This window comes from Bacillus sp. V33-4, from assembly GCF_002860225.1.
GTDB classification, from domain to species: domain Bacteria; phylum Bacillota; class Bacilli; order Bacillales; family Cytobacillaceae; genus Bacillus_BJ; species Bacillus_BJ canaveralius.
This window is the reverse complement of sequence record NZ_PGVC01000065.1, coordinates 1-15,572: the sequence shown is the minus strand read 5'-3', so window position 1 is coordinate 15,572 and position 15,572 is coordinate 1. Positions and strand designations below refer to the sequence as shown.

The 15,572-nt window shown below is 43.9% G+C and carries 13 protein-coding genes; all 13 read left to right on the top strand.

What is annotated here, in order from left to right; all coding sequences use genetic code 11:
* Positions 1-146: 146 nt before the first annotated feature.
* The 13 genes from CVD23_RS19885 to ftsZ all read left to right on the top strand — a co-directional run bounded on the left by CVD23_RS19885 (position 147) and on the right by ftsZ (position 15,454).
* Positions 147-2,066: a stage V sporulation protein D gene (locus tag CVD23_RS19885; RefSeq protein ID WP_101576523.1), complete on the top strand. Its 1,920-nt coding sequence runs from the start codon at positions 147-149 to the stop codon at positions 2,064-2,066.
* A gap of 427 nt (positions 2,067-2,493) precedes the next feature.
* Positions 2,494-3,963 (top strand): UDP-N-acetylmuramoyl-L-alanyl-D-glutamate--2,6-diaminopimelate ligase, encoded by a 1,470-nt coding sequence (locus tag CVD23_RS19880; RefSeq protein WP_101666969.1) that lies wholly within the window; start codon positions 2,494-2,496, stop codon positions 3,961-3,963.
* A 184-nt stretch (positions 3,964-4,147) separates the two neighbouring features.
* Positions 4,148-5,122, top strand: coding sequence for a phospho-N-acetylmuramoyl-pentapeptide-transferase (gene mraY / locus CVD23_RS19875; protein ID WP_101666968.1), 975 nt, complete (start codon positions 4,148-4,150; stop codon positions 5,120-5,122).
* A complete protein-coding gene (gene murD, locus CVD23_RS19870; protein WP_101666967.1) occupies positions 5,123-6,475 on the top strand; it encodes a UDP-N-acetylmuramoyl-L-alanine--D-glutamate ligase in 1,353 nt (450 codons plus the stop codon). It begins immediately after the preceding gene.
* Between the two features lie 102 nt (positions 6,476-6,577).
* Complete coding sequence (spoVE, locus tag CVD23_RS19865) at positions 6,578-7,678, top strand: stage V sporulation protein E (protein WP_101666966.1); 1,101 nt, start codon at positions 6,578-6,580, stop codon at positions 7,676-7,678.
* Positions 7,679-7,933: 255 nt separating this feature from the next.
* Complete coding sequence (murG, locus tag CVD23_RS19860) at positions 7,934-9,037, top strand: undecaprenyldiphospho-muramoylpentapeptide beta-N-acetylglucosaminyltransferase (RefSeq protein WP_101666979.1); 1,104 nt, start codon at positions 7,934-7,936, stop codon at positions 9,035-9,037.
* A gap of 56 nt (positions 9,038-9,093) precedes the next feature.
* Positions 9,094-10,002, top strand: a complete 909-nt coding sequence (gene murB, locus CVD23_RS19855) for a UDP-N-acetylmuramate dehydrogenase (protein WP_101576528.1) — start codon at positions 9,094-9,096, stop codon at positions 10,000-10,002.
* Between the two features lie 200 nt (positions 10,003-10,202).
* Positions 10,203-10,988 carry a cell division protein FtsQ/DivIB gene (locus CVD23_RS19850; protein ID WP_101666965.1) on the top strand — a complete coding sequence of 262 codons (786 nt, stop codon included), beginning with the start codon at positions 10,203-10,205 and terminating at the stop codon, positions 10,986-10,988.
* On the top strand, positions 10,972-11,667 hold the full coding sequence (locus tag CVD23_RS19845; protein WP_101666964.1) for a DUF881 domain-containing protein: 696 nt from the start codon (positions 10,972-10,974) through the stop codon (positions 11,665-11,667). The genes CVD23_RS19850 and CVD23_RS19845 overlap by 17 nt, the downstream gene beginning before the upstream one ends.
* 107 nt (positions 11,668-11,774) lie before the next feature.
* Positions 11,775-12,503 (top strand): DUF881 domain-containing protein, encoded by a 729-nt coding sequence (locus tag CVD23_RS19840; RefSeq protein WP_101576531.1) that lies wholly within the window; start codon positions 11,775-11,777, stop codon positions 12,501-12,503.
* 2 nt (positions 12,504-12,505) lie between these two features.
* On the top strand, positions 12,506-12,874 hold the full coding sequence (locus CVD23_RS19835; protein ID WP_101576532.1) for a small basic family protein: 369 nt from the start codon (positions 12,506-12,508) through the stop codon (positions 12,872-12,874).
* Positions 12,875-12,986: 112 nt separating this feature from the next.
* The gene (gene ftsA, locus CVD23_RS19830) at positions 12,987-14,270 is read left to right on the top strand and encodes a cell division protein FtsA (protein ID WP_101576533.1); all 1,284 of its coding nucleotides are present in this window, start codon (positions 12,987-12,989) and stop codon (positions 14,268-14,270) included.
* Positions 14,271-14,314: 44 nt separating this feature from the next.
* Positions 14,315-15,454 (top strand): cell division protein FtsZ, encoded by a 1,140-nt coding sequence (gene ftsZ, locus CVD23_RS19825; RefSeq protein WP_101666963.1) that lies wholly within the window; start codon positions 14,315-14,317, stop codon positions 15,452-15,454.
* Positions 15,455-15,572 lie beyond the last annotated feature (118 nt).

Here is a 15,572-nt window from a genome sequence, read left to right as displayed (position 1 = left end):
CAATGGTACAAGCATATAAATGAACGAGCCATAACGTTGAAACAGAACTTTACGTTTTGTTACACGAATCGGTTTAACAGGGGATTAAACTGGCTGTCAGTTTAGTCCCTTTATTTAAACAGGACTAAAAGGAGGTTCGTTCAAATATGCGGGTATCAAATGTGACCGTGCGCAAAAGGCTGACGGTTGCACTGCTGTCAGGGATCTTGATTTTCTTGATTATCGACATCCGTCTCGGTTATGTTCAATTTTTCATGGGGGACATGTTGACGGATAAAGCTAGGAGTTTATGGAGCAGGAACATTGATTTTGAGCCGGAGCGCGGTGAAATAGTTGATAGAAATGGAGTCGAACTGGCTACCAATATGAGCGCACCGACTGTTTTTGTTGTACCAAGGCAGTTAAATGATCCTGCAATGACAGCAGAAAAGCTTGCTGCTGCATTGAATCAGAATAAAGAAAATATATATAAACAAATTACGGTTGTTGAAAGAATTGTAAGGCTTAAGGGAGGAAGAAAAATATCCCACGAAAAAGCTAAAGAAATCAGAGCACTTAATTTAGAAGGTGTTTATATTGGTGAGGACTCGAAGCGCCACTACCCGTTTGGGGCATATTTATCTCATGTGCTTGGCTTTGCCGGGATTGATAATCAAGGGTTAACGGGACTCGAACTTTATTATGATAAAGAGCTGACAGGCCAAAAGGGAGCAGTGAAATTTTACTCCGATGCAAAAGGCAGGCGCATGAAGGATATGGGTGATGATTATGAGCCGCCTCTCAATGGTCTCGATTTAAAATTAACGATTGCATCAAAGGTGCAATCGATCGTTGAAAGAGAGCTCGATATTGCGGAAGCTGCTTACCAACCAGACGGAATGGTCGCGATCGCGATGAACCCCAATACAGGAGAGATCCTCGCTATGGCAAGCAGGCCTGATTTTGACCCTGCCAATTTCCAGAATGTAGCCCCGGAAATCTACAACCGCAATTTGCCTGTCTGGAGTACGTATGAACCGGGTTCAACGTTTAAAATCATCACGCTTGCGGCCGCGATTGAGGAAGGAAAGGTTGACCTCGAAAAAGACCATTTTCACGATCCCGGTTTTGTGAGAGTCGGCGGAGCGCGGCTGAGATGCTGGAAACGGGGCGGCCACGGTTCGCAAACGTTTCTTGAGGTCGTTCAAAATTCATGTAACCCCGGTTTTGTAGCGCTGGGAGAGCGGCTTGGCAAGGAAAAGCTTTTTTCATATATTCGCAACTTCGGTTTTGGTGAAAAGACAGGCATTGATCTGCAAGGAGAAGGAAAGGGCATCCTCTTTAATCTTGATCGTGTTGGCCCTGTTGAACTAGCTACAACCGCATTCGGCCAGGGTGTTTCCGTGACCCCGATCCAGCAGGTTGCTGCAATTGCAGCTGCCGTCAATGGCGGGACCCTCTATAAACCCTATATTGCCAAAGAACTCATTGACCCATTGACCGGGGAAATTGTCATGAAGAATGCACCGGTAGCGAAACGAAAGGTGATTTCGCCAGAAACATCTGCGAAGATCAGGCATGCTCTTGAAAGCGTAGTAGCACAGGGAACCGGCGGCAAAGCGTTTGTCGATGGCTACAGAGTTGGCGGGAAGACGGGTACAGCCCAAAAAGCGAAGGACGGAAGATATTTACAAAATAATCACGTTGTTTCTTTTATCGGTTTCGCCCCTGCGGATGATCCTCAGCTGGTTGTTTATGTCGCAGTCGACAATCCGAAAGGAACGATTCAATTTGGCGGCAGAGTTGCCGCGCCGATTGTTGGAAGCATCATGGGGGACAGCTTGCGTGCGCTCGGAGTGGAGCCGAGGAAAGACCAAATTGAGAAGAAGCGGACCTGGGAAGACGTCCCGATGATTGAAGTGCCGGATCTAGTCGGTTTTTCCAAAAAAGATCTTGGCGAACTGTTTTTAAATTTGAAGATTGATGCAAGCGGCGAAGGGGATATTGTTTCCAAACAAACCCCGCAGCCGGGTGTAAAATTAAAAGAAGGCTCGACGATCCGCCTTTACTTTAATGACAAAGAATAATTAACCGAGAGAGGCGGCCTGTGTAATAGCGCCGCCTGTTTCTTATTCCAGCATAACTGGTGAATTTAATTTCTGCTATGCCGCTGAACACTTCGTTATGTTCTTGTTGAGCCTGCAGATTTTATTAGCTTATGCTCGGAGTTTACAGTTATGAGAGAGTAAGCTTAACGATTTTACGAGCGGAACACAAAATTACTTAAGCGCACTCAGATTTAGCAGCGGCAAACCGCATTATCGGTTGGACCGGCAGACCATGGTCAAAACATTAGATTTATGTTGGAAATTTTAAAGATGCATGGCTTAATTGCTGCTTTTCATGTAAAATAATAACCGCCATATTAAATAATTTTTGATTGGAAAGGGAACTTTGCTGTATTTCGGAATCGTTCCATGCTGAAAGGCTCTTTTTATGAGAGGATAGGAAAATATGAAATTACACACATTGATCGGGCATTTACGCCCTTTTGTTCAGTTTTCGGGGGAAAATCCGGAAATTACGTCTATTCATAATGATAATCGCAAGGTTGAGAAGGGAAGTTTATTTATCTGTATCAACGGCTTTACCTTTGACGGCCATGACTTTGCGGAATCTGCCGTAAAAAATGGAGCGGTGGCGATTCTTGCTGAAAGGGAGCTGCATTTAAACGTTCCAGTTATTGTTGTAAAGGATACATATCGGGCAATGGCTGTGCTGGCCGATGCTTTTTACGGGCAGCCAAGCAAGAAGCTGCATCTGGTCGGGATTACAGGAACAAACGGAAAAACGACAACAAGCCACCTGATCGAGAAAATTTTCGCAGACTCAGGAAAAAAGACCGGGCTGATCGGGACGATGTATACAAAAATTGGCAGCAAAACATTCGATGTGAAGAATACAACACCTGAAAGCCTCACACTTCAGCGCACATTTCGGAAGATGGTCGACGAAGGGGTCGAAACAGCTGTAATGGAAGTATCTTCACACGCATTGGTGTATGGAAGAGTCCACGGTACCGATTATAATGTCGCCGTATTTACGAACCTTTCCCAGGATCATCTTGATTACCATAAAACGATGGAAGAATACCGGAGGGCGAAAGGATTGCTTTTTGCCCAGCTGGGAAACTCATTTAACCATGATCATCCAAAGTTTGCCGTATTGAATGCCGATGATCCGGCATCGGTTGAATATATTAGCTCAACCGCCGCCCACGTCGTTACATACGGGATTGACCATCAGGCCGACATCCAGGCTGTCAATTTGAGAATGACCTCAGGCGGGACAGAGTTTGATTTAGTAACCCCGCTTGGCATCAGGAAAGTATCGTTGCAGCTGATCGGTAAGTTCAGTGTTTATAATGTACTGGCAAGCATTTCGGCAGCGCTTGTGTCGGAAATAGACATTGACAGTGCTATTCAATCTGTGGAGCAAGTAAACGGAGTGGCAGGACGTTTTGAACCGGTGGATGCCGGGCAAAATTACGCTGTCATTGTTGATTACGCCCATACACCTGACAGCCTTGAAAATGTCTTGAAGACTGTAAAACAATTTGCCAAGAACAGAATTTTTGTCGTCGTTGGCTGCGGTGGAGACCGAGATCGGACAAAAAGGCCGCTTATGGCGCAAATTGCCTGCCGTTATGCGACAGACGCGATTTTCACCTCCGACAACCCGAGAAGTGAAAACCCCGCCGACATTATCAAAGAAATGGAAATAGGTGTTAGCGGTGAGCAATATTTGGCTATCATAGATAGAAAAGAAGCGATCAGGCATGCAGTTTCAATGGCCCGTGAAGGTGATGTCATTTTAATAGCCGGCAAAGGCCATGAAACCTATCAACAAATCGGCAACGAAGTATTTGATTTCGATGATCGGGTTGCTGCCAGAGAAGCGATAGAGGAGCGGCAACACGGCTGAGTTCTGCACCAACGCAAATCAGCCACTAAAGGTTTAGAGAGAGGATACTATGATTATATGATTAAAATTCTTTTTTCAGATAAAAAGCTTCTTAATGAAAATGGAGCTACATATGATATAGCTGTGATGGCTCAGCGTTTCGATCCATCGTTCCAAGTCGGGAACCGGGGGAGGAGGGGATAAAATGCTCGAGCAAGTTATTTTTTTCACAATACTGATGGGCTTTCTAATCACAGTGTTGCTGTCGCCAATTTTTATCCCCTTCTTAAGAAGGTTGAAATTTGGACAAAGCATTCGCGAAGAGGGCCCACAGTCACACCAAAAGAAATCCGGAACACCAACAATGGGCGGGATTATGATATTGGTAGCCGTTACCGTTACAACGCTGGTGATGACGAATAAGTTTTCAGGGGCGACGGTTGAAACTTACCTGTTTCTGCTTGTTATGCTTGGCTTCGGCCTCCTTGGTTTTCTTGATGATTTTATTAAAGTCGTCATGAAAAGAAATTTAGGGCTGACATCGAAGCAAAAACTGCTTGGACAAATTATCATATCGGCTGTTTTCTATTTCATTTTAAAACAAAACGATTTTTCAACCGCGGTAAATATTCCTTATTTTGATTTTTCGATTGAGCTTGGTGTGTTTTATATTCTATTTATTATTTTTTGGATGGTTGGTTTTTCAAATGCGGTAAATCTAACTGATGGACTGGATGGGCTCGTTTCGGGCAGCACCGCTATCGCATTTGGAGCGTTTGCTGTATTGGCATGGAACCAGTCGCAATTTGAGGCGGCGATTTTTTCCGTAGCTGTCGTCGGCGCAGTGCTTGGCTTCCTAGTCTTTAATGCCCATCCCGCCAAGGTTTTTATGGGGGATACAGGTTCTCTCGCATTGGGGGGAGCGATTGCCGCTCTGGCCATCGTAACAAAGCTGGAAATCATTTTGATCGTGATCGGCGGAGTTTTTGTTATTGAAACTTTATCTGTTATTTTGCAAGTAATTTCCTTTAAGACTACAGGTAAAAGAATCTTCCGGATGAGTCCTCTTCATCACCATTACGAACTAATCGGATGGTCGGAATGGCGGGTAGTAGTCACTTTCTGGGCGGTCGGTCTTTTATTTGCGGTACTGGGAATCTATATAGAGGTGTGGTTGTAATTGAAGCAAATTAAACAATATGTCCATAAAAAAATATTGGTTTTGGGGCTGGCAAAAAGCGGTGTCAGTGCAGCGTCGCTCTTGCATAAGCTCGGTGCATTCGTCACTGTCAATGATTATAAGCCGTTATCTGAAAATCCGGAAGCACAAGGACTTCTAGAACAGGGCATCAAAGTAATCTGTGGCGACCATCCAATTGAACTGCTCGATGAAGGCTTTGAATTAATTGTTAAAAATCCCGGCATTCCTTATCGCAATCCAATGATAAGCGGCGCCATTGAAAGAGGAATACCGGTTATCACAGAAGTGGAGCTTGCCTACCAAATTTCTGAAGCACCATTTATTGGCATTACCGGTACGAATGGCAAAACCACGACGACTACACTGGTGTTTGAAATGCTGGAGGCTGGAAAAAAATCTCCATTAATCGCAGGAAATATTGGAACTGTAGCTTCGGGTGTTGCCCAGAAGGCTACAGACAATCAAACGATTGTGATTGAACTCTCTTCGTTCCAACTCATGGGCATTGATACTTTTAAGCCGAAAATATCGATTTTGACTAACATCTATGATGCCCATCTTGATTATCATGGCACAAGGGAAGAATATGAGCAGGCAAAGGCGAATATTGCCCGAAATCAAACCAAAGAAGATTATTTTATATACAACGCTGACCAGGAAAAGACTGCTGCTATTGCTTTGGAGACGAAAGCTTCACTTGTTCCATTTTCTATCGAGAAACAACTTGCAAATGGTGCATATGTGAAAGATGGCTTTATTTACTTTAAAGGCGAAGAGATAATGGCGGTCGAAGACATTGCACTGCCAGGCAGCCATAACCTTGAAAACATCCTCGCTGCTGTTGCAGCAGCCAAGCTTTCAAGTGTTGATCATAAAGCGATCAGGCAGGTGCTCACCATATTTACCGGCGTTAAGCATCGGCTCCAATTTGTCGAGTCAATCAACGGCAGATCCTTTTTTAACGATTCTAAAGCAACAAATATTCTTGCCGCGTCAAAGGCATTATCCGCTTTTGAAGCCCCGGTCATTCTTCTTGCCGGCGGACTTGATCGCGGCAATGGTTTTGCAGAGATTGTCCCTTATTTAACCAATGTGAAAGCATTGATTACTTTTGGTGAGACGTCGGGAAAATTACAAGAGGCCGGCCGGGCTGCAGGAATAAAAATAATCGAGGGTGTCGATAATGTGGAAAAAGCAGTTCCCGTCGCTTACGGGCTTTCCGCTCCAGGCGATGTCATCCTCTTGTCACCTGCATGTGCCAGCTGGGATCAATACAAAACTTTTGAAGTCAGGGGAGACATTTTTATAAACGCAGTGCATAAGCTTAAATAAGAGCTTGTCCCTGCCGGAATGGCCCGATTTCTGCATGGCGATTCCAGGGAATGCTATCAATAGTACATACAGGCTCAAAACTTGCAGTCGAGGTGCATAGCATTGCCGTCTAAAAAAACAACTCCCGACCTAATTTTAATAATCGTTACCTTTACTTTGCTTGCAGTCGGACTGATCATGGTATACAGTTCAAGCGCTGTTCAGGCGGATTTTCGCTTCAAAGATTCTTTTTTCTTTGCGAAACGGCAAATGCTTTTTGCTGGCGTTGGCATCATCGCAATGTTCTTTATCATGAACATTGATTACTGGGCGTGGAAAACATGGGCAAAGGTGATTATTATTATCTGCTTTGTGCTCCTGCTGGTTGTGTTAATACCTGGTATCGGCAACGAACGAAATGGTTCGCGAAGCTGGATCGGGGTAGGCGCGTTTTCAATACAGCCCTCAGAGTTTATGAAGCTGGCGATGATTGTCTTTCTTGCCAAGTTCCTTTCTGAGCGGCAAAAGCTGATTACTTCTTTTAAAAAAGGGCTCGTTCCTTCGTTATCACTCGTGTTTACGGCATTCGCCCTGATCATGCTCCAGCCCGATTTAGGGACAGGCACCGTCATGGTTGGAACATGTGTTGTGATGATTTTTATTGCCGGGGCACGAATTAGCCATTTTATTGGGCTCGGCCTGATCGGTGTTGCTGGATTTGTCGGCTTGGTCCTCTCTGCACCATATCGAATGCAGCGGATCACATCGTTTCTCGATCCTTGGGCAGACCCGCGGGGAACGGGGTTTCAAATCATTCAGTCACTGTATGCGATCGGTCCTGGCGGATTATTCGGCCTTGGCCTCGGTGAAAGCAGGCAAAAATTCTTTTATTTGCCGGAACCACAAACCGATTTTATTTTTGCCATTTTAGCAGAGGAACTTGGATTCATTGGCGGTTCATTTGTACTTTTGTTATTCTCGCTTCTATTATGGAGAGGAATTAGGATTTCTTTAGGAGCGCCCGACCTTTACGGAAGCTTTCTTGCCCTCGGCATTATCGCAATGATTGCAATTCAAGTGATGATCAATATTGGGGTCGTAACTGGTTTGATGCCAGTTACGGGAATAACGCTTCCCTTCTTAAGCTATGGAGGCTCATCATTAACGCTCATGCTGATGGCAATCGGGGTTCTATTGAATATCAGCAGGCATGCCCGCTACTAAATTGATACTCCTGCCTGCCTATTACAGCAACCTTGCCATCGACGCCGGCAAGGTTGCTTTACTTTGCCGACGCTATACTGTCTCCGTAAACGGTATATTTCTGTTTGATGAAATTTAGATAACATTCTTTTTTCGGTTCTCATCAAAGTTTACAATATAGTAGAATGGGGAATAGCGGTGAAGTGCAAAATCAGCTTAGAAACAACAAACTAAAAAGAGGATAGAAGAATTTTGGTCTATCTGCGGGGTGAAAAAATGAGAATAGCAGTTAGCGGTGGGGGAACCGGTGGCCATATCTACCCGGCCTTGGCTCTCATCAGGGAAATAGAAAAGAGAAACGAACAGGCGAAATTTTTATATATAGGCACGGAACAAGGGCTGGAAAGTAAGATTGTCCCAAAAGAAAATATTCCTTTTAAATCGATACATATAACTGGTTTTCAACGAAAAATCTCCCTGGAAAACATTAAAACATTGATCCGTTTTTGGAAGGGCGTCAGGGACAGCAAGCGAATCTTAAAGCAATTTAAACCGGATGTGGTGATCGGCACCGGCGGTTATGTATGCGGTCCTGTTGTTTACGCGGCAGCAAAACTTAAAATTCCTGCTTTGATCCACGAACAAAACAGTGTTCCAGGCTTAACGAACAAATTTTTAAGCCGCTATGTGGACAAAGTTGCTGTTTGTTTTGAAGACGCAAAAGCCTTCTTTCCGGAAGAAAAGGTGATTTTAACCGGAAATCCGCGAGCGTCCGAAGTACTGGGGCAGGATGGGATTAAAGGCCGGCTTTCAACAGGTTTAAAAATAAATGTTCCGGCTGTATTGATATTCGGCGGAAGCCGCGGCGCCAGGCCGCTCAATGAAGCTGTCTTAAAGTCGCTGGCAGAGCTTGGCGAGAAGAATTACCAGGTTCTCTATGTGACGGGGGAAGCTCATTATGAAGAAGTAAAAAAAGAAGTAGAGCTGGTCGGCAGCCCTGAGAATGTCATCATTAAGCCATTTATCCATAACATGCCGGAAGTGCTTTCAGGCATTGATTTAACTGTCGCAAGAGCCGGCGCTACAACACTCGCGGAATTAACCTCACTTGGTATCCCGAGCATTCTTATTCCGAGCCCGTATGTCACCAATAACCATCAAGAAAAAAATGCCCGTTCATTAAGCGAGCACGGGGCAGCCGAGCTGCTTCTCGAAAAGGATTTAAGCGGGGCAAAACTGGTGAAACTGATTGACGCGATTTTATTGGATAAACAAAAGCTCACGAACATGAAAAGCGCGGCCAAAAAATTAGGCATTCCAGATGCGGCAGGAAGGCTGTATTCTGTCATGCAGGAGATTATCGATCGAAAACAAAAGTAGCCCAGCTTTCTTTTTGCGCATAAACTAATACACACAAAAAAGAGAGGGAGGTAATTATGACCGATTTAATAACAGAACTTACAGATTTAAATGTTGGCAAGGTCATAACAAATGAACCTTTAGCTAACCATACAACCATCAAAATCGGCGGCCCTGCGGGATTGTTCATTGAACCTGCATCTATTGAGCACTTAAAGAAAACGATGGAACTGATTCGAAAATACAAATTAGATTGGCGTGCAATTGGCAGAGGCTCCAATTTGCTTGTTTCTGATCAAGGAATTGAAGGGGCAGTCATTAAACTCGGCTCGGGTTTAGGCCGGCTTGATATTGACGGAGAAACTGTAACAGCGGGAGCCGGAGTTTCTTTAGTAGCACTGGCAGCGTCGATAAGCAAGAAGGGTTTAACCGGTCTTGAATTTGCCGCTGGCATACCGGGTTCGGTCGGCGGGGCCGTTTACATGAATGCGGGTGCACACGGCTCCGACATTTCGAAAATATTGACAAAGGCACATATTCTCTTTGCAGATGGAACAGTCGGCTGGCTGGATCTTAAGGAAATGGAATTCTCCTATCGGACTTCCGTTCTGCAAAAAAAGCGGCCCGGGATTGTGTTAGAGGCAGTCTTTCGACTTGCAGAAGGAAAGCGGGAAGAGATTGTTGCCCAGCTCCAAAAGAATAAGGACTACCGAAAGGAAACACAGCCATGGAATTACCCTTGTGCCGGCAGTATATTCAGAAATCCGCTTCCGCACTATGCCGGGCAGCTAATTGAGGATGCCGGATTAAAAGGGCATTCAATCGGCGGAGCAAAAATTTCCGATATGCATGGGAATTTCATTGTCAATGCAGGCGGGGCTACAGCAGAAGATGTACTTGCATTAATTCAACATGTCAAAGATACTATTTATGATATGTATAATGTGAGTCTGGAAACGGAAGTCGAAATAATCGGCCTAAAGTAACAGGAAATTGGACTTACCGGAAAAAGTATTTGTGTTATAATGTTTCTTTAGAAACCAAAAAAATATTGGGTTTATCGGTAATGACGGCATGCTGGATCGTGCCGTTGTTTTCACTTATGTTAAATCTCGACTGTGTGCTTCTTGCTGTGAGGGACAAGCATGCCAGACCGTGCTTGCGTTTCATGAAATGAGGTGATGAGATGGGGAAGGGAAACGTTGTTTCGCTTGAAGATCGTATTCCAAAGCTGAAGCAGCAAAGGCGCAGAAAAGCAAATAGAAGGCTAATCTTTCTGTTGATGCTCTTTTTTTCCTTGATTGTATGTGTTGTCTATTTTCAGTCTCCGTTAAGTCATGTAAAAAAGATCACCGTCTCTGGAAACGAGCTGTATTCACAGGAAGAATTAATTTCTTTGAGCAAATTATCATCAAAAACAAATATTTGGAAGGTTGATTCGAAGTCGGTCGAGGGTAAGTTAACAGAGCTGCCTGAAATAGAATCTGTGGATGTTTCTATCCAAATCCCAAACTCCGTGTTGATTAATGTGAAAGAGCACAGCAGGATTGCTTACATAGCAAATGAGTCAAGCTATCTCCCGGTACTGGACAATGGCTTTATTTTAAAACAAAAAGGAACAAGCGAGCTTCCAGTAAACGCTCCGGTTTTGAGCGGTTTTACGGAAGGTGATATCCTCGAAGAGATGATAGATGGGCTGGAAGTATTGCCGGAGGAAGTGCTGAATGCGATTTCCGAAATACACCATAGTCCTACAAAGACAGATGCATACCGGATTACTCTTTTTATGAATGACGGATTTGAAGTGAATGCGACATTAAGAAGTTTTTCAGAAAAAATGGTGCATTATCCTTCAATTGTCAGCCAGCTTGAGCCGGGAAAAAAGGGAGTTATTGATTTGGAAGTAGGCTCTTATTTTAAAAGCTATGGTTCAGAAGGAGCTGAAATGAAGGAAGATGAAGGTGAAAGGTAAGCACGTTATTTTTTCATTAGTTTTTCTCGTGCTTGGATATATGCTTGCATTTTCGTACCACTTGACAAAAAATGAACATAATTCATCTGAGATTACCGACAGACAATGGGAAAGAACCCTTGATCTCCGGGAGCAGCTCATTGACCAGGAAGAAACAAACAGAGAACTGCAAGAAGAATTGAACCAGAAGCAGGCCAAAGTTCTTAAGATTGAACAACAGCTTTCCAATGAAGCGCAAATCTTTTTCAATCTCGCTGAAGATATCGAAAAATACCGGATGTTCCTTGGCAAAGTAGGTGTTAAGGGAGAAGGTGTCCAGATCACTTTGGCTGATGGAGATTATGATCCTGAGGAAGAAAATATCAATAATTATCTTGTCCATGAGCATCATGTTTTTAAAGTTGTCAATGAATTATACATATCCGGAGCCTCTGCAATTGCGATTAACGGGCAGCGGCTTTCCCATAATTCTTACATTCTTTGTGATGGTCCGGTGATTACGATTGACGGCTATCAGCATCCTGCTCCTTTTGTTGTTACAGCATTGGGGGACCCTGACATTATGTCTTCAGCGCTAAGCTTAACGGGCGGTGTAAAGGATCAGCTTGTCAATGATAATATTATATTTACGATTGAGAAAAAGGATCAGATTGTGATTGAACCTAAACTGGGAAGTTAAAAGAGGCTTTCTTTTCTGAACCATTCTGATCTTGCATGACCAAATAGAATGAATCGTCGTTTCACGATGTCCACTTTTAATAAAGTCAGAAGGCCAGGTGAAAAAATGTGGACAACAAAAAATTGCTTAGCTTTACCGTGATCGCTTTAATTGTAGGCTTCATGCTCGCGATTCAATTTCAAACAGTCAAAGAACCGGCTGTCCGGGATACGAGGGATACATGGCAGCTTCGTGAGGATCTTTTGAAGGAGAAGGAAATTCAATCGCGATTGATTCGGGAAATTAGCTCCAATGAGGAAAAGCTTGCCCAATATGAAACAGAACGGAGTCAAAGCAAGGAGCAGGTTCTGCGAACTACCCTGGATGAATTGAAGCTGGAAGCCGGAATAACAGATGTTTCCGGCCCGGGAATTGTTCTGACCATCGAACCTGTCTATGAAGAAATAGTACTCGGAGAATTGGCTTCTGATATTTCTCCCGAGCTGTTGAAACGGCTTGTTAACGAGTTGAACATGTATGATGCCAAGTATATCTCGATTGACGGGCAAAGAATCATTAATACAACAGTGATAAGGGACATTAACCGGGAAACAAAAATAGATGGTTATCCCCTTAACAGTATGCCGATCGAGGTTAAGGTCATCGTTGCAAATAGCGAGACGGCTGAGAAGTTGTTCAACCGGATGCAAGTATCAAAATCTGCAGACGATTTTTTTATCGATAATTTAAGAATGACTGTCTCCAGTCCAGTAGAGTCGCTGACCATTCCTGCTTATCAGGATTCTATCCGGGTTAGGAACATGGAACCATTGGACCCTGGAAAAGGAGGGGATTGATAATGTGGCTTCCTTTACTGGGATTAGTGATCGGGGTTTTCCTCGGTTTAATGACGGATTTCCGAATCCCTGACGAGTATTCAAACTACTTATCAATTGCAGTACTCGCAGCACTTGATACATTATTCGGCGGCATCAGGGCCCATCTCCAAAATATATATGACGAGAAGGTTTTTGTGTCTGGATTCTTTTTCAATATTATTCTTGCTGCAAGTTTAGCTTTTCTGGGGGTTCATCTTGGTGTAGACTTATATTTGGCAGCTGTTTTTGCTTTTGGTGTCAGGCTGTTCCAGAATATTGCGGTGATTAGGAGATTATTGTTAACGAAATGGTCTGCAAATCGGGAAAAACCGAAAAAAATTGATGGTTAAAAAGGGAAAATTTTTGTTGTGACGAATAAAATTATAAGATATTGTAAAATAAACAGAATTTAATTAAGATTGTTGTTCAATTTTACGAATTGCTTAAAGGAGGTGCCAAAGAATGAACAGCAATGAGATATATGTAAGTCTAGACATCGGTACGTCCACAACTAAAGTGATCATTGGTGAAATGGTTGATGATGCATTAAATATTATCGGTGTAGGCAACGTAAAGTCTGATGGTTTAAAAAAGGGGTCTGTTATTGATATAGATGAAACCGTTCATTCTATAAAACGGGCAATTGAACAAGCTGAAAGAATGGTAGGTATGGAGATTCGCCAAGTCATTGTCGGCGTAACCGGAAACCATGTAATGCTTCAGCCTTGCCATGGTGTTGTTGCTGTGTCAAGTGATAATCGGGAAATTTCCGATCAGGATGTAACCCGCGTAATCGAGGCAGCACAGGTTGTCTCCATTCCGCCTGAACGGGAAATAATTGATGTTATTCCAAAGCAATTTATTGTCGATGGGCTCGATGAAATCAACGACCCGCGCGGAATGATTGGTGTCCGTCTCGAAATGGAAGGCACGATTATTACCGGATCAAAAACAATCCTACATAACACCCTGCGCTGTGTTGAACGGGCCGGGCTTGAGATTTTAGACATAACGCTGCAGCCCCTTGCTTCAGGAGCATTTGCTCTTTCCAAGGATGAAAAAAATCTTGGCGTTGCGCTCGTCGATATCGGCGGCGGATCGACTACGATTGCAATTTTCGAAAACGGCAATTTGAAATCTACTAGTGTTCTCGCGGTTGGCGGTGACCATATTACAAAGGATCTGTCGATCGGTTTACGAACCTCAACCGAGGATGCTGAAATGATTAAAATCAAGCATGGCCATTCTTTTTATGACCATGCTTCAGAAGATGAAGTGTTCAGTGTACCAATTATCGGCAGTGATCAACATCAGCAATTTAATCAGCTTGAAATTTCTGATATTATAGAAGCTAGAATGGAAGAAATATTAGAACTCATTCAAAATGAGATTAGGAGAATGGGTGTCAGGGATCTGCCGGGAGGATTCGTACTAACCGGCGGAGTTGCTAACATGCAAGGTATTCTCGAACTTGCCCAGGATGTACTGCAGAATCGTGTCCGAATTGCTATCCCGGATTACATTGGAGTCCGTGAACCGCAATATACAACAGCTGTCGGATTGATTAAGTTTTCATATAAGACAGCGAGACTGCAGGGCAGAAACAACAGCGGCCAGGCAGTGGTCCCGGAAATGAAAGAAAAGCGAATTCAAAAACAGCCTCAGGCAAAAGCAAAGCCTGAAAAGCAACCGGAAGAAAAAATTACATCACGGGTCAAGAAATTCCTTGGCTATTTCTTTGAGTAGGACGAGCTATCTGGGAATAACGACGAATGTTAGGAGGATTTGTCATGTTGGAGTTTGATACGAATTTAGATCAACTAGCTACCATAAAAGTAATTGGCGTTGGAGGCGGTGGAAACAACGCTGTTAATCGCATGATAGAACATGGTGTACAGGGTGTTGAGTTTATTTCCGTGAACACGGATGCTCAAGCTTTAAACCTTTCCAAAGCCGAAGTGAAGATGCAAATTGGTACGAAATTAACGCGCGGATTGGGAGCCGGTGCCAATCCTGAAGTCGGCAAAAAAGCGGCAGAAGAAAGCAAAGAACAAATTGAGGAAGTGTTAAAGGGAGCCGATATGGTTTTTGTTACTGCGGGAATGGGTGGTGGAACGGGTACAGGCGCCGCTCCAGTAATCGCACGAATTGCCCGTGATTTAGGTGCTTTAACAGTCGGAGTCGTTACACGGCCGTTTACGTTTGAAGGCAGAAAACGCGCCAATCAAGCGGGTGGTGGAATTGATGCCATGAAGGAAGCTGTTGACACTCTTATTGTGATTCCTAATGATCGCCTCCTTGAAATGGTCGATAAAAGCACTCCAATGCTTGAAGCATTCCGTGTCGCAGATAATGTTCTCCGCCAGGGTGTCCAGGGTATTTCTGATTTAATCGCTACTCCGGGTTTAATCAACCTTGATTTTGCTGACGTGAAGACAATTATGTCGAATAAAGGTTCTGCCTTGATGGGGATTGGGATTGCCTCAGGGGAAAACCGTGCTGCAGAAGCAGCAAAAAAATCAATCTCATCACCGTTGCTTGAGACATCAATTGATGGTGCTCAAGGTGTGTTGATGAACATCACCGGCGGAACGAACTTAAGCTTATTTGAAGTGCAGGAAGCTGCGGATATTGTCGCATCTGCTTCAGATCAGGACGTTAATATGATTTTTGGATCAGTCATTAATGAAAACCTGAAAGACGAGATTATGGTAACGGTAATTGCTACCGGTTTCAGTGAGGAATCCCTCAAATCCAAGCCGGTGAACCGCCCTGTTTTCGGACAGGCCAAACCAGGGCATCAGCCTGCGAACCGCGAGCAGAAACGCGAGGAAGTACCGCAAGAAACAGGAAGAGGCGCTTCTGTTCAGCAAGGGGAAGATCCGCTTGATATCCCAACCTTTTTGCGTAACCGAAATCGCAGGCGTTAAATTATATCCTCAATAGCAAATCATCTGAAAAGAGTGTGGCATTAAAATGCCATGCTCTTTTGTGCGCTTGGCAGCGCTTCGCTCTAATGGGTGAAAGTCCCTAACATGCCGTTGTGGC